Source organism: Streptomyces sp. NPDC037100 (genome assembly GCF_055606225.1).
This window is the reverse complement of sequence record NZ_JBVJSX010000007.1, coordinates 59172-78226: the sequence shown is the minus strand read 5'-3', so window position 1 is coordinate 78226 and position 19055 is coordinate 59172. Positions and strand designations below refer to the sequence as shown.

General features: G+C 71.5%; 14 protein-coding genes. 4 read left to right on the top strand and 10 right to left on the bottom strand.

The genetic code is table 11. The features are described from left to right. Positions 1-209: 209 nt before the first annotated feature. From ACZ7EG_RS23375 to rsmH, 10 genes are all read right to left on the bottom strand, one after another. Positions 210-1004, bottom strand: a complete 795-nt coding sequence (locus tag ACZ7EG_RS23375; protein ID WP_471082115.1) for a cell division protein FtsQ/DivIB — start codon at positions 1002-1004, stop codon at positions 210-212. 26 nt (positions 1005-1030) lie between these two features. Next, positions 1031-2128: an undecaprenyldiphospho-muramoylpentapeptide beta-N-acetylglucosaminyltransferase gene (gene murG / locus ACZ7EG_RS23370; protein WP_053671898.1), complete on the bottom strand. Its 1098-nt coding sequence runs from the start codon at positions 2126-2128 to the stop codon at positions 1031-1033. A gap of 6 nt (positions 2129-2134) precedes the next feature. Further along, on the bottom strand, positions 2135-3499 hold the full coding sequence (ftsW, locus tag ACZ7EG_RS23365) for a putative lipid II flippase FtsW (RefSeq protein WP_471082112.1): 1365 nt from the start codon (positions 3497-3499) through the stop codon (positions 2135-2137). A gap of 135 nt (positions 3500-3634) precedes the next feature. Beyond that, entirely contained in the window at positions 3635-5077 is a 1443-nt protein-coding gene (gene murD / locus ACZ7EG_RS23360; protein ID WP_471082109.1) for a UDP-N-acetylmuramoyl-L-alanine--D-glutamate ligase, read from the bottom strand. Continuing rightward, complete coding sequence (gene mraY, locus ACZ7EG_RS23355; RefSeq protein WP_471083023.1) at positions 5059-6150, bottom strand: phospho-N-acetylmuramoyl-pentapeptide-transferase; 1092 nt, start codon at positions 6148-6150, stop codon at positions 5059-5061. The genes murD and mraY overlap by 19 nt, the downstream gene beginning before the upstream one ends. Beyond that, positions 6150-7580, bottom strand: a complete 1431-nt coding sequence (locus ACZ7EG_RS23350) for a UDP-N-acetylmuramoyl-tripeptide--D-alanyl-D-alanine ligase (RefSeq protein WP_471082106.1) — start codon at positions 7578-7580, stop codon at positions 6150-6152. The genes mraY and ACZ7EG_RS23350 overlap by 1 nt, the downstream gene beginning before the upstream one ends. 28 nt (positions 7581-7608) lie before the next feature. Beyond that, the gene (locus ACZ7EG_RS23345; protein ID WP_471082103.1) at positions 7609-9129 is read right to left on the bottom strand and encodes a UDP-N-acetylmuramoyl-L-alanyl-D-glutamate--2,6-diaminopimelate ligase; all 1521 of its coding nucleotides are present in this window, start codon (positions 9127-9129) and stop codon (positions 7609-7611) included. Between the two features lie 192 nt (positions 9130-9321). Beyond that, complete coding sequence (locus ACZ7EG_RS23340; RefSeq protein WP_471082100.1) at positions 9322-11280, bottom strand: peptidoglycan D,D-transpeptidase FtsI family protein; 1959 nt, start codon at positions 11278-11280, stop codon at positions 9322-9324. Between the two features lie 5 nt (positions 11281-11285). Beyond that, positions 11286-11735 carry a cell division protein FtsL gene (gene ftsL, locus ACZ7EG_RS23335; protein WP_471082097.1) on the bottom strand — a complete coding sequence of 150 codons (450 nt, stop codon included), beginning with the start codon at positions 11733-11735 and terminating at the stop codon, positions 11286-11288. A gap of 31 nt (positions 11736-11766) precedes the next feature. Then, positions 11767-12723, bottom strand: a complete 957-nt coding sequence (gene rsmH / locus ACZ7EG_RS23330) for a 16S rRNA (cytosine(1402)-N(4))-methyltransferase RsmH (protein ID WP_471082094.1) — start codon at positions 12721-12723, stop codon at positions 11767-11769. A 385-nt stretch (positions 12724-13108) separates the two neighbouring features. Between rsmH and ACZ7EG_RS23325 the strand changes: the two genes are divergently transcribed. The 4 genes from ACZ7EG_RS23325 (at position 13109) to ACZ7EG_RS23310 (ending at position 18793) form a co-directional block, all read left to right on the top strand. Next, on the top strand, positions 13109-13660 hold the full coding sequence (locus ACZ7EG_RS23325) for a beta-class carbonic anhydrase (protein WP_471082091.1): 552 nt from the start codon (positions 13109-13111) through the stop codon (positions 13658-13660). Positions 13661-13962: 302 nt separating this feature from the next. Beyond that, entirely contained in the window at positions 13963-15039 is a 1077-nt protein-coding gene (locus tag ACZ7EG_RS23320; RefSeq protein WP_471082088.1) for an AAA family ATPase, read from the top strand. Continuing rightward, a complete protein-coding gene (locus tag ACZ7EG_RS23315; protein ID WP_471082085.1) occupies positions 15039-16400 on the top strand; it encodes a DUF58 domain-containing protein in 1362 nt (453 codons plus the stop codon). The genes ACZ7EG_RS23320 and ACZ7EG_RS23315 overlap by 1 nt, the downstream gene beginning before the upstream one ends. Then, on the top strand, positions 16400-18793 hold the full coding sequence (locus ACZ7EG_RS23310; protein ID WP_471082082.1) for a transglutaminase TgpA family protein: 2394 nt from the start codon (positions 16400-16402) through the stop codon (positions 18791-18793). The genes ACZ7EG_RS23315 and ACZ7EG_RS23310 overlap by 1 nt, the downstream gene beginning before the upstream one ends. Positions 18794-19055: the final 262 nt, after the last annotated feature.

Genomic DNA, 19055 nt, shown 5'->3' with positions numbered 1-19055 from the left:
GAATGGGACGGTCCGTATCGCCGACCCGAACCCTAACCCTGAAGTTTAGGGTTACCAGTGTGTCCGTTCCTTGGAGTCTTCTGAACAGGACACTAAGTCGACAAGTGGCGCGCGTTCAACGAACACGCCGAACCTCCCGTTTTTCTTTTCACCCTATGTGATCAGCCGTAGCACTGCCCAACCAGGGTGCTGGCCTGCGCGGATGTGCGTCAACTCGCCGATGACGCGGGTGCGGTGGGGACACTCACGTCGAAGTACCCCGCATCGGGCGAGGCTTTCATCAGAGCGGTGAGCGTACGGGCCTTCGCGGCACCCTTCTCACTGCTTCCCCAGACCACCGTGCGGCCGCCGCTCAACTCCAGCGAGATGTCGTCGTAGGAACGGACCTTGACGGTCCGTGTGTCGCGCGCGACGGCGGCCGGAAGCGCGCGGGCGACGCCGACGGCCTCGCGCACCAGCCGGGCCTCGCCGAAGCGGCGCAGGCTCGCGGCGGCGGAGCCGGACCGGGCGAGCGTCAATTCCAGTGCCGGGACGCCTTTCGGGGCTTCGGAAACCGTGGCGAAGCGGACACCGTCATCGTCCACTTCGACGAACTTTCCGCCCTTTTGGACAATCAGAACCGGAGTCCGCTCAACCACTTTCAGGTCGATTCCATGGGGCCAGGAACGGACCACGTCAACCGCGTCAATTCGGGGCAATTTCCGGCGCAGTCGCGTCTCGATCGCATCGGTGTCGACGGAAATCAGCGGCTTGCCGAACGGAACCTCGGCCGCCGCTTCGACCTGAGCCGGTGTCAGGACGCGGGTGCCGGAGACGGAGACGTGCTCGGCGCGCAACCAGTCGGAGCCGTAGAAAAGCCAGACCGTCGGGATGCCGAGGAAGACCAGGGCGAGGCCCAGGAGGACGATCGCCCGGAGCCGGGCGCGCCTCGACCGCAGGCGGGGCGGCGGGCCGGACGACTCCTGCTGGCGTTCACCGCGTTCGGCGGTGGTCGATCCGGCCACGCTCCCCTGCCTTCCGTCATACAGTCCTATCGGTGTGCACGGTTGGCGGCGATCGCCTCGTACACCATGCCGACGAGCAGGTCGTCGGCGTCCCGGCGGCCGAACTCGGCGGCGGCACGGGACATCTGATACAGCCGGTGCGGGTCGGCGAGCACGGGCAGGACGTGTCGCTGGACCCACTCGGGGGTCAGCTCCGCGTCGTCGACCAGCAGTCCACCGCCGGCCTTGACCACCGGCTGGGCGTTGAGCCGCTGTTCACCGTTGCCGATGGGCAGCGGGACATAGGCGGCCGGGAGCCCGACGGCGGAGAGTTCGGCGACGGTCATCGCGCCCGCGCGGCAGAGCATCATGTCGGCCGCGGCGTACGCGAGGTCCATCCGGTCCAGGTAACTTACCGGGACATAGGGGGGCATCCCCGGCATCTGCTGGACCTGCGGCAGTTCGTTCTTCGGGCCGACCGCGTGCAGGATCTGGATCCCGGCCTGCTGCAGCCAGGGCGCGACCTGCTGGACGACCTCGTTCAGGCGGCGGGCGCCCTGCGAGCCACCGGTGACCAGCAGCGTGGGCAGGTTCGGGTCGAGCCCGAACGCGGCCCGGGCCTCCGGGCGTACGGCGGCCCGGTCCAGTGTGGCGATGGAGCGGCGCAGCGGGATGCCGATGTAGCGGGCGCCCCGCAGCTTGCTGTCGGGCGTGGAGACGGCGACCTGACTGGCGTACCGCGAGCCGATCTTGTTGGCCAGGCCCGGGCGGGCGTTGGCCTCGTGGATCACGATCGGCACGCCCAGGCGCTTGGCCGCGAGGTAGCCGGGCAGGGCGACGTAGCCGCCGAAGCCGACCACGGCGTCCGCCCGGGTGCGCTCCAGGATCTGCTCGGTCGCCTTGATCGTGCCGCGCAGCCGGCCCGGGACGGTGATCAGCTCGGGGGTGGGCTTGCGCGGCAGCGGAACGGCGGGGATCAGCGCGAGTTCGTACCCGCGCTCGGGTACGAGACGGGTCTCGAGGCCGCGCTCCGTGCCCAGGGCCGTGATGCCCACGCTCGGGTCCTGCCTGCGCAGGGCGTCCGCGAGGGCGAGCGCGGGCTCGATGTGGCCCGCGGTTCCTCCGCCGGCGAGTACGACATGCACCGAAATTCACCGCTCTCCGGACGAGCGCGCCACCGAGGCACGCCGTCGCATCGTGTTCCATCTCCGGGGACTCCGACCGGAACCGGTGCCCCCCGCCCCCCGCTTTCTACCAAAGCGGGGTTGCCGCATCGCAAGCGCCATCCGCGCAGCGGGGTCCTGACGCGCGAAGGCGATCAGCAGCCCGATGGCGAACATGGTCGGCAGCAGGGCGGAGCCCCCGTAGGAGAACAGCGGGAGGGGGACGCCGGCGATCGGCAGCAGACCGAGCACCGCACCGATGTTGATCACGGCCTGGGCCGTGATCCAGGTGGTCACGCCTCCCGCGGCATACCTCACGAAGGGGTCCTCCGTGCGTCCGGCCACGCGGATACCCGCATAGCCTAGAGCCGCGAAGAGGGCGAGTACCGACAGCGTCCCCGCCAGGCCCAGTTCCTCACCGGTGACGGCGAAGATGAAGTCCGTGTGGGCTTCGGGGAGTTGGCCCCATTTCTCCACACTCGCCCCCAGGCCGGAGCCGAAGATTCCGCCGGAGGCCAGGGCGTAGATCCCGTGCACGGCCTGCCAGCAGTCGACGGGCCCCGACTGGGGTTCCGTGGCGCCCAGGCACTGCAGGCGGGCCATGCGGTTGGGGCTGGTCTTGATGAGGATCAGGCCGAGGACGGCGGCGATCGACAGCACCCCGGCGAACAGCCGCGTGGGGGCGCCGGCCAGCCAGAGCAGGCCGAACAGGATGGCCGTGAGAATGATGGCCGTGCCCATGTCGCCGCCGATCATGATCAGACCGAGCAGCATGAAGGCGGCCGGCACCAGGGGCACGAGCATGTGCTTCCACTGGTTCAGCAGCCTCTTGTCCTGCTTGCGGGCGAGCAGGTCGGCGCCCCACAGCACGAGGGCGAGCTTGCCGAACTCGCTGGGCTGGATCTGGAAGGAGCCGCCGAGGGAGATCCAGTTCTGGTTGCCGTTGACCGACACCCCTATCCCCGGGACCTGCACCAGGGCCATGAGGAAGACGGCGCCCGCGAGGATGGGGTAGGCGAGCGCCCGGTGGAGTCTCACCGGCATCCGCGAGGCCGCGAACAGCAGTCCGGTGCCGATGCCCGCCGCGAGCAGCTGCTTGCGGAAGAAGTACGAACCCGGCAGCGACATCTGCAGTGCGGTGATCTGGGAGGCCGAGTAGACCATCACCAGCCCCAGCACGGTGATCAGCAGACTGCCGCCGAGGATCAGGTAGTAGGCGGTCAGCGGGCGGTCCCAGCCCCTGCGCACGCGGCTGTAGAGGCTCAGGACACGGTTCTCACGCGCGAGCCGTGGCGCGACGGGGCGTTTGGGGGCGCGGGGGGTCGGAGGCCGTCCGGTGCGGCTGGTGGGCATCGCGGCTCACCCTGCCGTGCCGGAGGGGAACGGTGCGCGGCGCACGCCCCCAGGCCGCTCGGGCACCAGCCACATCCGTGTCACACGTCCCTCCCAGGTACGCCCGGCGCCGCCGCCGGGCGAGGCGGACCCGGGTCAGCCGTCGGCGGAGCCGAGCTCACGGACGGCGTCCGCGAAGGCGTCCCCGCGCTTGTTGTAGTTGGCGAACATGTCCATGGAGGCACAGGCCGGAGCCAGCAGCACCGTGTCGCCCGGCTGAGCGAGTTTCCGCGCCTCCTGGACCGCCGCGCGCATCGCCCCAGTGTCGGTCCGGTCGAGGTCGACGACGGGTACCTCCGGGGCGTGTCGCGCCAGGGCTTCCCGGATGAGCGCGCGGTCCGCACCGATCAGCACGGCGGCCCGCAGCCGCTTCGCCGACTTGGCGACCAGCTCGTCGAAGGTGGCGCCCTTCGCGAGCCCGCCCGCGATCCACACGATCGGTTCGTAGGCCGCCAACGAGGCTTCCGCGGCATGGGTGTTGGTGGCCTTGGAGTCGTCGATCCAGGCGACGCCGTCCACGTCCGCGACGTGCGCGATGCGGTGCGCGTCCGGGGTGAACGCCCGCAGGCCGTCCCGTACCGCCTTGGCGGGCACGCCGTAGGCGCGGGCGAGGGCGGCGGCCGCGAGGGCGTTGGCGATGTTGTGCGGAGCCGGCGGATTGACGTCGGCGACCTCGGCGAGCTCCTGGGCGTTCTTCTGCCGGTTCTCGACGAAGGCGCGGTCGACCAGGATGCCTTCGACGACGCCGAGTTGGGAGGGCGCCGGGGTGCCGAGGGTGAAGCCGACGGCGCGACAGCCCTCCTCGACGTCGGCCTCGCGGACCAGGTCCTCGGTGGCTTTGTCGGCCACGTTGTAGACACAGGCGATGCGGTTGCCCTCGTAGATGCGGCCCTTGTCGGCGGCGTACGCCTCCATGGAGCCGTGCCAGTCGAGGTGGTCGGGGGCGAGGTTCAGCACGGCGGCCGAATGGGCGCGCAGGGAGGGCGCCCAGTGCAGCTGGTAGCTGGACAGCTCCACGGCCAGGACGTCGTACTGCTCCTCGCCGAGCACCGCGTCCAGCAGGGAGACGCCGATGTTGCCGACGGCGGCGGTGCGCAGGCCCGCCGCCTTCAGGATCGACGCCAGCATCTGGACGGTGGTGGTCTTGCCGTTGGTGCCGGTGACGGCGAGCCAGGGTGCGGCGTCGGGTCCGCGCAGGCGCCAGGCCAGTTCGACGTCGCCCCAGATCGGGACGCCCGCCTGCTCCGCCGCCGCGAACAGCGGCTTGTCCGGCTGCCAGCCGGGCGCGGTGACGATCAGGTCGGTGCCCTCCGGCAGGGTGTCGCCGTCGCCGAGGCGCACGGTGACGCCGAGCGCCTCCAGGTCGGCCGCCTGTGCCCGCGCGCGCTCGTCGGCGCCGTCGTTGACGACCGTGACGATCGCGCCGAGGCCGTGCAGGACCTTGGCCGCCGGGACGCCGGAGACGCCGAGCCCGGCGACGGTGACGTGCTTGCCCTGGAAATCGAAGGGCTCCGAGGAGATCACTTGTCCGCTACCCATCCCGCGTAGAAAAGACCCAGCCCGACTACTACGCAAATGCCCTGGATGATCCAGAAACGAACCACCACGAGCACTTCGGACCAGCCTTTGAGTTCGAAGTGGTGCTGGAGTGGCGCCATTCTGAAGACGCGCTTGCCGGTGAGCCGGAAGGAGCCGACCTGGATGACGACCGACATGGTGATCAGGACGAACAGGCCGCCGAGGATGGCGAGCAGCAGCTCAGTGCGGGAGCAGATCGCGAGACCGGCGAGCACACCGCCGAGGGCGAGCGAACCGGTGTCGCCCATGAAGATCTTGGCGGGCGACGTGTTCCACCACAGGAAGCCGAGGCAGGCGCCCATCAGCGCGGAGGAGACGACCGCGAGGTCGAGCGGGTCACGCACCTCGTAACAGGCCGTCGGGTTCGTCAGGGTCTCCGCGTTCACGCAGGACTCCTGGAACTGCCAGACGCCGATGAACGTGTAGGCACTGAACACCAGCACGGACGCACCGGTGGCGAGGCCGTCCAGGCCGTCCGTCAGGTTCACGCCGTTCGACATCGCGAGGATCATGAACAGCGCCCAGACGACGAACAGCACCGGCCCGATGGACCAGCCGAAGTCATAGACGAAGGAGAGCTTGGTGGACGCCGGGGTCTGGCCCTGGGCGTCCGCGAACTGCAGCGACAGCACAGCGAAGCTGACGCCGACGATCAGCTGCCCGGCCATCTTGGCCTTGGCGCGCAGACCGAGCGATCGCCGCTTGACGATCTTGATGTAGTCGTCGAGGAAGCCGACCAGGCCCATGCCGACCATCAGGCCGAGCACCAGCAGGCCCGAGAAGGTCGGCGCCGCGTCGACATCCGGGTCCAGATAGCCCGTGATCACCTTGGCCAGGAAGTACGCGGCGACCGTGGCCAGGATGAAGGCGATACCGCCCATGGTCGGCGTACCGCGCTTGCTGGCGTGCTCGCGCGGGCCGTCGTCGCGGATGTACTGGCCGTAGCCCTTGCGGGCGAGCAGCTTGATCAGCAGCGGGGTCCCGACCAGTGTCAGGAAAAGGCCAATGACTCCTGCGAACAGGATCTGCTTCATCATCGGGCGGAAACCTCACCCTCGGCACCGGTCTCGACGAGCGCCTGCGCCACGCTCTCCAGACCGACCGAACGGGACGCCTTCACGAGCACGACGTCCCCCGGGCGCAGCTCGCTGCGCAACAGGTCGACCGCCGCCTGTGCGTCGGACACGTGCACCGACTCCTCACCCCACGAACCCTCGTTATATGCGCCCAGTTGCAGCCAGGCGGCTTCCCTGCCACCGACCGCGACGAGCTTGCTGACGTTGAGCCGGACGGCGAGCCGTCCGACCGCGTCGTGCTCGGCGAGAGCCTCGTCCCCGAGCTCGGCCATCTTGCCGAGCACCGCCCACGTACGGCCCCCCTTTGCCTGTGAGGCTTTGCCCATCGCCGCGAGCGCGCGCAGAGCGGCTCGCATGGACTCGGGGTTCGCGTTGTAGGCGTCGTTGACGACCGTCACGCCGTCCGGGCGCTCGGTGACCTCCATCCGCCAGCGGGAGAGGGAGCCCGCCTCGGAGAGCGCGACGGCGATCTCGTCAGCGGACATGCCCAACTCGTGGGCGACGGCGGCCGCGGCGAGCGCGTTCGACACGTGGTGCTCACCGTACAGGCGCATGGTCACATCGCTTGCACCGGAGGGTGTGTGAAGCCTGAACGAAGGCTGTCCGGTGTCCGTGAGTCGCACGTTCTCGGCGCGAACGTCCGCTTCGCCGGACTCTCCGAAAAAGAGCACCTTCGCCTTCGTACGGGAGGCCATGGCCCGTACGTAGGGGTCGTCCGCGTTGAGGATCGCGGTGCCGCCCTCGGCCTCGGGGGGAAGGGCCTCGACGAGTTCGCCCTTGGCCTGCGCGATCTGCTCGCGGCCGCCGAACTCGCCGATGTGGGCGCTGCCGACGTTGAGGACCAGGCCGACCTTCGGGGGCGTCAGGCCGGTGAGGTAGCGGATGTGGCCGATGCCGCGGGCGCCCATCTCCAGGACGAGGAACCGCGTCTCCTCGGTGGCGCTGAGCGCGGTCAGCGGCAGCCCGATCTCGTTGTTGAGCGAGCCGGGCGTGAAGACCGTCGGCGCCTTGCGCTGCAGTACCTGCGCGATGAGGTCCTTGGTGCTGGTCTTGCCCGCCGAGCCGGTGAGGGCGACGAGGGTCGCGCCGAGACGTCGTACGACGTGCCGCGCGAGGGCGCCGAGGGCGCTCTGGACGTCGTCCACGACGATCGCGGGGACGCCGACGGGCCGGGTGCCGAGCACGGCCACCGCTCCCGCCTCGACGACCGCCGCCGCGAAGTCGTGGCCGTCCACGCGTTCCCCGGCGAAGGCCACGAACAGGCTGCCCGGCCCCGCCTCTCGGGAGTCCCGGACCACCGGGCCGGTGACCTGGACGGACGGATCCGGTATGTCGTGCGTCTGCCCGCCGACGACTTCTGCGATCTCGGCGAGGGAGAGGGCGATCACAAGTTCATCCCCTGGGTCTTCTGGATTTTCATCCCTGGGTCTTCTGGATGGCTTCGCGGAGCACCTGGCGGTCGTCGAAGGGACGGACCACACCGGCGATGTCCTGGCCCTGCTCGTGGCCCTTGCCCGCCACCAGCACGGTGTCGCCGGGCTCGGCGCGGGCCACGGCCGCGGCGATCGCCGCGGCCCGGTCCTCGAAGACCTGCACTTCGCCGCGCTCGTGCGCGGGCACGGACGCCGCGCCCTGGAGCATCGTGGCGAGGATCGCGAGGGGGTCCTCGCCGCGGGGGTTGTCGGAGGTCAGTACGGCGGTGTCGGCGAGCCGCGCCGCGGCGGCGCCCATGGGCTCGCGCTTGGTCCTGTCCCGGTCGCCGCCGCAGCCGAGGACGATGTGCAGCCTGCCCTCGGTGACCTTGCGCAGGGCGCGCAGCACGGACTCGACGGCGTCGGTCTTGTGGGCGTAGTCGACGACCGCGAGGTAGGGCTGCCCGGCGTCCACGCGCTCCAGGCGGCCCGGGACGCCCGGGACGGCCGCGACGCCGTCGGCGGCGGCCTGCGGGTCGAGGCCGGCGACGGCGAGGGCGACGATCGCGGCGAGGGTGTTGGCCACGTTGAACGGCCCGGGCAGCGGCGACGTGGCGCTGATCCGCTCGCCCTTGGGGCCGATGACGGTGAACGTGGAGTCCAGCCGGCCGACCCGCACGTCCTCGGCGCGCCAGTCGGCGTCGGGGTGGCCCTCGGCGGAGTAGGTGACGACCGGGACGGTGGCCTCCTTCGCCAGCCTGCGGCCGTACTCGTCGTCGACGTTGACCACGCCGAGTTTGCCGCGTTCCGGCGTGAACAGCTGCGCCTTGGCCTGGAAGTAGTCCTCCATGCCCGAGTGGAACTCCATGTGTTCCGGGCTGAGGTTGGTGAAGACGCCGATGTCGAAGACACAGCCGTCGACCCGGCCGAGGACCAGGGCGTGACTGGAGACCTCCATGGCGACCGCGTCCACACCGCGTTCGCGCATGACGGCGAACAGAGCCTGGAGGTCGGTGGCTTCGGGGGTGGTGCGCTCGGACTTGATGCGCTCGTCGCCGATGCGCATCTCGACCGTGCCGATCAGGCCGGTGGACCGAACCGTCTTCAGGCCGCCTTCGACGAGGTAGGCGGTGGTGGTCTTGCCGGAGGTGCCGGTGATGCCGATCTGGAGCAGGTCCCGGCCGGGGTGGCCGTAGATCGTGGCGGCCAGCTCGCCCATCTGCGCGCGCGGGTCGTCCACGACCAGGACCGGCAGGCCGGACGCCGCGGCACGCTCGGCGCCCGTCGGGTCGGTCAGCACGGCGGCGGCACCGAGACCCGCGGCCTGGTTGACGAAGTCGGCGCCGTGCACCCGGGCCCCCGGGAGGGCGGCGTACAGGTCGCCGGGGCGCACGGCACGTGAGTCGTGGGTGATGCCCGTGATCTCGGCGGCGCTCTCCGGCGTGGAAGCACCCAGCTGAGCGGCGAGTTCCGCGAGCGGTGTGGCGGAGACCTGAACCGGCCTGGGCGGCCCGGGGTATGTCACGGGATGGCCCTTCTGGGTGGTTTGGGACTGATCAGCGTGTGGCACGGCGGTGAGCGTACCGGGCGTACCCGCCTCCGGGCGAAGTGAGGGGCCGGTGCTGCTCTGGTGGCCGGGGTCGGGAGTGATCGTCGTCACGGAGGCGGTCCTGGTGGCTCGGGGGACTGGGTGCTGATCAGGGCGTGTCGGCCCTGATCACTGCTTGAAGGAGACGGGCAGTTTCGCGGCCTTGGCGCCGGTCGGCGGGACCTGGAGGGACTTCAGGGCGAACTCCATGACCTTCTTGTAGACGGGTCCGCAGATCTGCCCGCCGAAGTAGCTGCCCTGGGTGGCGTTCTGGATGGCGCAGTAGACGGTGACGCGGGGCTTGTCGGCGGGAGCGAACCCGGCGAACGACGACGTGTAGCCGTGGTACTTGCCGGTGGCCGGATCCACGCGGTTGGCGGTACCCGTCTTGCCCGCGACGCGGTAGCCGGGGATGCGCGCCTTGGTGCCGGTGCCCTCCTCGTCGTCCACGACGGACTCCAGCATCCGGGCGAGGGTCTTCGCCGTCTTGTCGCTGACGACCCTGTTCTTCTCGGGTTTCGGGGCGGGCGTGAACCGGCCGTCCGGGCCCCTGGTGCCGCGGACGAGGGTGGGTTGGATGCGGACGCCGCCGTTGGCGATGGTCGAGTACACGGAGGCCGCCTGCATGGCGTTGATGGAGACGCCCTGGCCGAAAGGGATCGTGTACTGCTGCGAGGTCGACCACTTGTCGGGCGGGGCGAGGATGCCCTTGGTCTCGCCGGGGAAGCCGAGCCCGGTGTAGCTGCCGAGGCCGAACTTGCGCAGGTAGTCGTAGAGGACCTTGTTGGCCTGGGCCTGGGTCTTGCCGAGCTGTCCGGTGGCGAGGATGGTGCCGATGTTGCTGGACTTGGCGAGGACGCCGTTGAGCGTGAGGTACCAGGTCGGGTGGTCGATGTCGTCCTTGAAGAGCCGGTCGCCGCGGTGCAGCCGGTTGGGCACGACCACGTGGGTCCCGGGTGTGGCGACGTTCTGCTGGAGGACGGCCGCCATCGACATGACCTTGGCGGTGGAGCCGGGCTCGAAGGCGTCCTGGACGGCGGCGTTGCCGAGGGCGGCCGGGTCGGCGTCGGACAGGTCGTTCGGGTCGAAGCCGGGCGAGTTGGCCATGGCCAGGACCTGCCCGGTGCGGGTGTCCTGGACGATGACGTAGCCGCGGTCGGCCGCGGACTCCTTCACCTGCTCGCTGATGGCGTTCTGGGCGGCCCACTGGATGTCGCGGTCGATGGTGAGCTCGACGTCGCTGCCGGGGACGGCGGGTGTCTCGGTGGAGCCCGCGGTGGGTACGAGACGGCCGCCGGACTGGGCGTAGCGGATCTTGCCGTCCTTGCCGGCGAGCTGCTTGTCCAGCTGCAGTTCGATGCCGCCGCCGGGCTTGCCCTCGCCGTTGACCCAGCCCAGTATCCCGGCGGCGAGGTCGCCGCCGGGATACACGCGCTTGCTGGTGGCGACGGAGAAGACGCCGGACAGGACGTTGGGCGTGGACTTGTCGGTCTCTGCCTTCTTGGCGAGTGCGGACTTGAGGTCCTTGATCTGCTTCCAGACCTGCGGGGTCTGGCGGGAGGCCAGCTTGGCGTAGCGCAGGGCGGTGTTCTCCGGACGCAGCTTCTTGACCAGGTCCTCCTGCTCCTGGCCGAGGATCGGCGCGAGCAGTGCGGCCGCCCGCTCGGGCCCGTCCGCGATCTTCAGCATCCCGGGGGCGAACATCGTGGGGTCGGCGGTGATGTCGTAGGCGTCCTCGCTGGTCGCGAGGGCCACACCGGACCGGTCGGTGATCTCGCCCCGGTCCGCGGCCAGCACCTGCCCGACGTACCGGTTCTGCTCGGCCTTGGCCGCGTAGGTGCTCGCGTCGACGGCCTGCACCTGGAACAGCCGTACGACGAAGGCGGTCAGGACCAGGGTCAGCGCGAGTCCCACCAGCCGCAGGCGGGGCCGGTGGCTGCCCAGCCGCAGCGGCTTGGGCGCCGCCGGGCGGCCTTGTCCCGGGCGCCGGGCCGGACGGGCACCGGGGCCGGGGCGGCGCCGGGCGTCGGGGCGGGCGGGCCTTGCGGGGCCGGGCACGCGGCGACGCGGCGGTTGCCTGTCGGACACTTCCGTCACCTGCCGGGGGTCGGGGCGAGGCCGTTGGGCATGGCCTCGGGGGCGAGGACCAGAGGGGTGTGCGCGGCGGGCCGCCGGACACCGGGAGCGGCGCTGGGGACGCCCTTGACGGTGCCGTCGGGGTCGAGGAAGGCGGGGTCGCCGCCGGGCACCATGCCGAGCTCGCGGGCGCGGCGCTGCAGGGCGTCGGGGGCGGAGTAGGCGTCGATGTCCCGCTGGAGGGCCTGTTCCTCGTCGGTGAGGTTCTTGGTTCCGCGCTGGAGGTCGTCGAGTTGGAACGCGCCCTCGCTGAGGGCCGAGTTCAGCACCAGGAGGGCGATGAGACCGCCGCCGAGGAGGAGGACGACCAGGAGGACGAAAGGCGTGCGGGCCGCCTGCCCGGGGCCGGTCGGGAGGAGCCGCGCGAGTCGGGCCGCCCTCCCCTTCAGTTCGGGTTTGCCGCTCACGCACGCTCCCTCGGTCCGGCCTGCACACGCCTCACTCGACGTCCTCCCTGATGCGCTGGGCCCCGCGCAGTCGCGCCGGTGCCGCCCGCCGGTTCTCGGCGATCTCCTCTTCGGTGGGGAGTTCGGCACCGCGGGTGAGCAGCTTGAGCCGCGGCTGGTAACGCTCGGGGACGACGGGCAGCCCGGGCGGCGCGGTGGTGGCTGCACCCGCCGCGAAGACCTGCTTGACCAGCCGGTCCTCCAGCGAGTGGTACGACAGCACGGCGATCCGCCCGCCCACGTCGAGCGCCTTCACGGCGGCGGGGATCGCGCGCTCCAGCACGGAGAGCTCGCCGTTGACCTCGATGCGCAGGGCCTGGAAGGTGCGCTTGGCCGGGTTGCCACCGGTGCGCTTGGCCGCCTGGGGCAGGGCGTCGCGGATCAGCTCGACCAGCCGCGCGCTGTTGCTGAACGGCTCCTTCGCCCGCTCGCGCACGATCGCGCTCACGATCCGCTTGGCCTGCTTCTCCTCGCCGTAGGCCCGCAGAATGCGCACGAGTTCGCCCGGCGGGTAGGTGTTGAGGACCTCGGCGGCGCTGACGCCGGTCGTCTGGTCCATGCGCATGTCGAGGGGGGCGTCCTGGGCGTAGGCGAAACCGCGGTCGGCCTCGTCGAGCTGCATGGAGGAGACGCCCAGGTCGAACAGGACACCCTGCACGCGCGCGATGCCGAGCCTGTCGAGCACCTCGGGGAGTTCGTCGTAGACGGCGTGGACGAGGGTGGCGCGCTCGCCGTAGGGGGCGAGGCGCTCGCCGGACAGGCGCAGCGCCTCCTTGTCACGGTCGAGGGCGACGAGCCGGGTCTCGGGGAACCTCGCGAGCAGCGCCTCGCTGTGGCCGCCGAGGCCGAGGGTGCAGTCGACGACCACGGCGTCCGGGCCCTCCAGCGCGGGTGCCAGCAGATCCAGGCACCGCTGGAGCATCACCGGGACGTGTCGACTCTCGCTCAAGGGGCCCTCTCAGATCCGGCACGGCCGTACGCACCGCCGGGTCCCCGCCCGCTCGTGGACATGAGGCCTGCCGGCGCCGGAAGCGTCAGCCGACCGGGAGCGGGAGGAGGCCGAGCCGTACGTACGCGCCGCGCACGCGGGGAGATCGCCGGTCGTCGCCGGGGTCTCCGAAGAAATCAGTCCAGCGGGGAGAGTCTCGCCTCCCGCTTCGCGTCACTTTAGTCCACGGTGTCGCCCGGTCAATCAACCGGCCTGCGCGTCGCCCCCGTTCGCCCGGAGACCGGAGCAGCGCCCTTGTGGGTTACCTCACACACCTCACTCGACGGCATTCTTTGTTCACTTCCACAGGAGGCCTGGACGGCGTGTGACCAGTAACGTCATACCTATGACGACTTCTGCATCGTTTCCCACAGGTTCGGAGAGCGCCACAAAGGCCGGCGGCACGGTCACCGACCGCCTCGTGGCGGCCAACGCCCGGTACGCGGACGCCTTCACCGACCCGGGGATGGACGCCCGGCCCGTGCTGCACGTCGCCGTCGTGGCCTGCATGGACGCCCGTCTCGACCTGCACGCGGCGCTCGGCCTGGAGCTGGGTGACTGCCACACGATCCGCAACGCGGGCGGTGTCGTCACCGACGACGTGATCCGCTCCCTCACCATCAGCCAGCGCAAGCTGGGCACCCGCAGCGTGGTGCTCATCCATCACACCGGCTGCGGCCTGGAGAGCCTCACCGAGGACTTCCGCAACGAGCTGGAGGCCGAGGTGGGCCAGCGCCCGGCGTGGGCCGTGGAGTCGTTCCGGGACGTCGACCAGGACGTGCGTCAGTCGATGCAGCGGGTGCGCACCTCGCCGTTCGTACCGCACACCGACGACGTGCGCGGATTCGTGTTCGACGTACAGACCGGCCTGCTGCGCGAGGTCGACCCGGCCTCCTGATCCCGGCCCGCCGGCCAGGGCTTTGCGGGCCGCCCGCCCCGGTGGCCACCTGCTGTAGCTGTCGACATCCTGTCAGTCACGCGTTCGAATGGCCGCAAGACCGACATATCGCGGCCAGTTGTCCACAGTCGAGTGACACGAAACGGTAACGGCAGCAAGAATGCGGGAGTGACGTCACGCGGAACCTTTCACGCGTGGTGTCCGTGGTTCGGGGTGGGCCGGCCCGCGTCAGGCGGCGTCGGCCCGGGAAAATGGGGTATTCCGTGCTTCCTGGGAGCACGGGAAAGGCCGAGGAGCGCCGGGTGACGACCTATGACGATCGAGCGAGCCATGGGGGTCCCCCAGCCCGAGATTTTTCGCGGGTGGGGGACGATCTGACCGCCGTGGTGGAGCGCGTGCGGGAGTCGGTGGAAGGCGTGATCGAGGGCAAGCCCGAGGTCGTACGGCTTTCGCTGACCGTCCTGCTCGCCGAGGGACATCTCCTGATCGAGGACGTCCCGGGTGTCGGCAAGACGATGCTGGCCAAGGCCCTGGCGCGGTCCATCGACTGCTCGGTGCGGCGCATCCAGTTCACGCCCGACCTGCTGCCGTCGGACATCACCGGAGTGTCCATCTGGGACCAGCAGCGCCGTGACTTCGAGTTCAAGCCGGGCGCGATCTTCGCGCAGGTGGTGATCGGCGACGAGATCAACCGCGCCTCCCCCAAGACGCAGTCCGCGCTCCTGGAGTCGATGGAGGAGCGCCAGGTCACCATCGACGGCAAGACCTACGAGCTGCCCAGCCCCTTCATGGTGGTGGCGACGCAGAACCCGGTCGAGATGGAGGGCACCTACCCGCTGCCGGAGGCCCAGCGCGACCGCTTCATGGCCCGGGTCTCGGTCGGCTACCCGAGTGCGGAGGCCGAGCTGCAGATGCTGGACGTGCACGGCGGCGTCTCGCCGCTGCAGGACCTCCAGCCCGTGGCCCACGCGGACGAGATCCTCAAGCTCATCGAGGCGGTGCGCGGGGTGCACGTCGCCGAGCCGGTCCGGCGCTACGCCGTCGACCTGGTCGGCGCCACGCGCACGCACCCCGACCTGAGACTCGGCGCCTCCCCGCGCGCGACGCTGCACCTGCTGCGCGCGGCGAAGGCGTCCGCGGCCCTCAGCGGCCGGGAGTACGCGCTGCCGGACGACGTGCAGGCCCTCGCCGTCGCCGTCCTGGCCCACCGCCTGCTGCCCACCGCCCAGGCCCAGCTCAACCGGCGCACCGCCGAGCAGGTCGTCGAGGAGATCCTGCAGCGCACCCCGGTGCCGGCGGGGCCGCAGCAGCAGAGCGGCTTCGGCGGCCTGGGCCGTACGGCACCGGCGTATCCCCAGCAGCAGCCGCGGAGGCTGTGATGACCACCGCGGGGGCGGGCCGGGCGGAAGCCGACCGAGGCGAGAAGGGCGGCGTCCGCACCGCTCTGGCCGGTCTGACCACCCGCGGACGTTCCTTCCTGGCCGCCGGCGTCGCGGCCGCGATCTGCTCGTACGTGCTCGGTCAGAGCGACCTGCTGCGCGTGGGGCTGCTGCTGGCGGTGCTGCCGCTGGTGTGCGCGGCGGTGCTGTACCGGACCCGCTACCGGGTCGCGGGCAGCCGCCGGCTCTCCCCCGGGCGCGTGCCCGCGGGCAGCGAGGCCCGGGTCCACCTGCGGATGGACAACGTCTCGCGGCTGCCCACGGGCCTGCTGATGCTCCAAGACAAGGTGCCGTACGTGCTCGGTCCGCGGCCCCGCTTCGTGCTCGACCGGGTCGAGGCGGGCGGCCGGCGCGAGGTGTCCTACCGGGTGCGCTCCGACCTGCGCGGCCGCTACCCGCTTGGCCCGCTCCAGCTGCGCCTGACCGACCCGTTCGGCATGTGCGAGCTGACCCGGTCCTTCTCGACGCACGACACCCTCACGGTCATCCCGCGCGTGGAGCCGCTGGCGCCGGTGCGCCTCGGCGGCGAGGCGCAGGGGTACGGCGACGGGCGGCAGCGTTCGCTCGCGCTGGCCGGCGAGGACGACGTCATTCCGCGCGGCTACCGCTACGGCGACGACCTGCGGCGCGTGCACTGGCGTTCCACCGCCCGCTACGGCGAGCTGATGGTGCGCCGTGAGGAGCAGCCGCAGCGCGCCCGCTGCACGGTGCTGCTGGACACCCGCGGCATCGCCTACCAGGGCGCGGGGCCGGACTCTCCCTTCGAGTGGGCCGTGTCGGGCGCCGCCTCGGTGCTGGTGCACATGCTCGAACGCGGCTATTCGGTACGGCTGCTGACGGACACCGGCAACGCGGTGCCCGGCGAGGGCGGTGACGGCTTCGCGGGCGTGAGCCAGGAGTCGGCGGACGCGGCCGGGCTGATGATGGACACCCTCGCGGTGATCGACCATTCCGACGGCGCGGGCTTGTCCCGGGCCTACGACGTGCTGCGCGGCGGGAACGAGGGGCTGCTGGTGGCCTTCCTCGGCGACCTGGACGAGGAGCAGGCGGCCGTGCTGGGCCGGATGCGGCAGCGCAGTCCGGGCGCCGTCGCCTTCGTGCTGGACAGTGACACCTGGGTGCGGGAACCGAGCGATGTGTCCGGCCCGTTGGACGGGAGCGGAGACCGGCTGCGCATGCTGCGCGAGGCGGGCTGGACGGCCCTGCGCGTGCCGCGGGGCGCCTCCATGGACGAGCTGTGGCGGCTGGCGGACCGGGAGCGCAGGGGCGTGGCCGCCTCGAGCGCCGGGGAGGGACCGTGATGAGCGGGCGGGTACGACTGACGCTGGGCGCCTGGGCGGCCACGCTGATGGCCGCGTGCGCCCTGCTGCCCCTCGTCCGGCCGGCCACATGGATCGTGCAGGCTGCTTTCCTGCTGGCGCTGCAGTCGGGCGTGGGTGCCGCTGCCCGCCGGGTGCCGCTGGCCCGGCCGCTGACAGTGGCGGCACAGGCCGTGGTCACCGTGATGCTGCTGACCTTCGTGTTCGCCCGTGAGCAGGCCCTGGCCGGGCTGATCCCGGGGCCGCAGGCCTTCGACCGCTTCGCGCTCCTGCTCCAGCAGGGCGGCGACGACATCGCGCGGTACGCGATCCCGGCGCCCCTGGAGTCCGACGGCATACGGCTGATGCTCCTGGGCGGTGTTCTGATCATCGGGCTGCTGGTGGACACCCTCGCGGTGACCTTCCGCAGCGCCGCGCCGGCCGGGCTGCCCCTGCTCGCGCTGTACTCCGTGGCGGCGGGGCTGTCCGACGGGGACATGGACTGGTTGTGGTTCCTGGTGGCGGCGGCCGGCTATCTGATGCTGCTGCTGGCCGAGGGACGGGACCGGCTCTCGCAGTGGGGACGGGTCTTCGGCGGTGCCCCGCGCACGGCAGGCGGGGAGTCGAGCGGCGCGGTCGCCCCGGTCCGCACCGGCCGGCGCATCGGCGTGGTGGCGCTGGGCATCGCCCTGGTGGTGCCGCTCGGCCTGCCCGCGATGAACGGCGGCCTGCTGGACACCGTGGGAGCGGGCGCGGGCGGCGGCTCCGGCGGCGGGGGCACGATCTCCGCCGTGAACCCGCTGGTGTCGCTGCGGGACAGCCTGAACGCGGACGAGGACCAGCAGGTCCTGTCCGTGCGGACCAAGACGGCGGACGTCTCGGACCTGTATCTGCGGATCGTGTCCCTGGACGACTTCGACGGCACCACGTGGAAGCCGTCCCGGCGGTCCATCACCGCCGTCCCCGACGGCACCTTCCCGGACCCGGTCGGCCTCAGCCCGGACGTCAAGCGCAAGGAGTTCGACACCACGATCACGGCGGCCGGCTGGTACGCCCAGGACTGGCTGCCCATGCCGTATCCGCCGAGCGGCGTGCGCATCAGCGGAAACTGGCGGTACGAGCCGCAGGGCATGACGCTGGTCGGCGACCACGGGCAGAACACACGCGGCCTGACGTACCAGGTCAAGAGCCTGGACGTGCAGCCGACGGCGGAGCAGCTCGCCTCGGCGGGACCGGCGCCCGGGGACATCGAGCGCGCCTTCACGAAGCTGCCCGATTCGCTGCCGTCGGTGGTGGCGCGCACCGCCCGCACGGTCACCGCGGGCGCGGCCAACCCGTACGACCAGGCGGTCAAGCTCCAGGACTGGTTCGCCGTGACCGGCGGCTTCGAGTACGACACGCAGGTGCAGGTCGGCAGCGGCTCGCAGGCGATCGCCCGCTTCCTGAAGGACAAGCAGGGCTTCTGCGTGCACTTCTCCTTCGCGATGGCGGCGATGGCCCGTTCCCTGGGCATACCGGCCCGGGTGGCGGTGGGCTTCGCGCCCGGTTCCCCGCAGGCGGACGGCTCGGTGTCGGTGGGGCTGCGGGACGCGCACGCCTGGCCCGAGCTGTACTTCGAGGGCGTGGGGTGGACCCGCTTCGAGCCGACTCCGAACCGCGGCTCGATACCGTCGTACACCCTGCCCGACAACCCGGGCAGTTCGGTGCCGGACCCGTCGCGTCCCTCCCAGTCGGCGTCGGCCGCGCCCTCCGCGGCGCCCTCGGCCCGTGAGAGCTGCACGCCGGAGCAGAAGAAGCTGGACGGCGGCTGCGCGAGTGAATCACCGCAGGCGGCGCTGCCCACGGCCGACGACGGACCGAAGTGGTACGCGTTCCTCGGGTGGGCCTTGGCCGGTCTCGCCGTCCTCGCGCTCCCCCTGGCACCGATGCTGTGGCGACTGCGGACCCGGTCGGCACGTCTGGGGGCGCACGGCCGCGGCGAGGCGGACACGGCGCCGCACACCCTGGCCGTCTGGCAGGAGCTGACCGACACGGCGTGGGACTTCGGCATCACGCCGGACGAGTCGCAGACACCGCGCAAGGCGGCCGCCCGTATGGTCCGCCTCGGCGATCTCGACGCGACGGCCGCGGCCTCGGTGCACCGGGTGGCGAACGCGGTGGAGCAGGTGCTGTACGCACCGCACCCGCGCCCCGTGGCGGGCCTCACGGACGACGTCCGCCGTGCCACGGCGGGCCTCGGTGCGGCGGCCGGCCGGCCGGCCAGGCTCCGCGCGCTTCTGGCCCCCCGTTCCACCGCGCGTGTGGTGTGGGCGGCGTCGGCCTGGTGGGCGAGGGTCCGGGAACGCGCCGTGGCGCTGCGGCCGACGTGGCGGAGGGCCTCGGGGCAGCAGGGCTGAGGCCATGGCAGGGCTGAGGATGCGGCAGGGCTGAGGATGCGGCAGGACTGAGGGGCAACGGCACTCGGGCCGGCCGGTGCGGACGCGCCGGCCGGCCTTGTCGCGTGTGGGGGGCTGGCCGGCCTTGTCGCGTGTGGGGGGGGCCGGTCCCCTCAGGTCATCGGTTCTTCATCGGTTCGAATCGGTTGTTCATCGGTTCGATAGGGGGAACGGTCATGCCGGGCCCGGAGACCGGCGGCCCTCTTGCAGGGCCGCGGACAAC

Excerpts from the sequence above, each read along its gene's own strand:
- mraY (WP_471083023.1), bottom strand. The coding sequence starts at position 6,150 with ATGAAGCAGATCCTGTTCGCAGGAGTCATTGGCCTTTTCCTGACACTG.
- murD (WP_471082109.1), bottom strand. The coding sequence starts at position 5,077 with ATGGGTAGCGGACAAGTGATCTCCTCGGAGCCCTTCGATTTCCAGGGC.
- ftsW (WP_471082112.1), bottom strand. The coding sequence starts at position 3,499 with ATGCCCACCAGCCGCACCGGACGGCCTCCGACCCCCCGCGCCCCCAAA.
- ACZ7EG_RS23310 (WP_471082082.1), top strand. The coding sequence starts at position 16,400 with ATGAGCGGGCGGGTACGACTGACGCTGGGCGCCTGGGCGGCCACGCTG.
- ACZ7EG_RS23315 (WP_471082085.1), top strand. The coding sequence starts at position 15,039 with ATGACCACCGCGGGGGCGGGCCGGGCGGAAGCCGACCGAGGCGAGAAG.
- ACZ7EG_RS23325 (WP_471082091.1), top strand. The coding sequence starts at position 13,109 with ATGACGACTTCTGCATCGTTTCCCACAGGTTCGGAGAGCGCCACAAAG.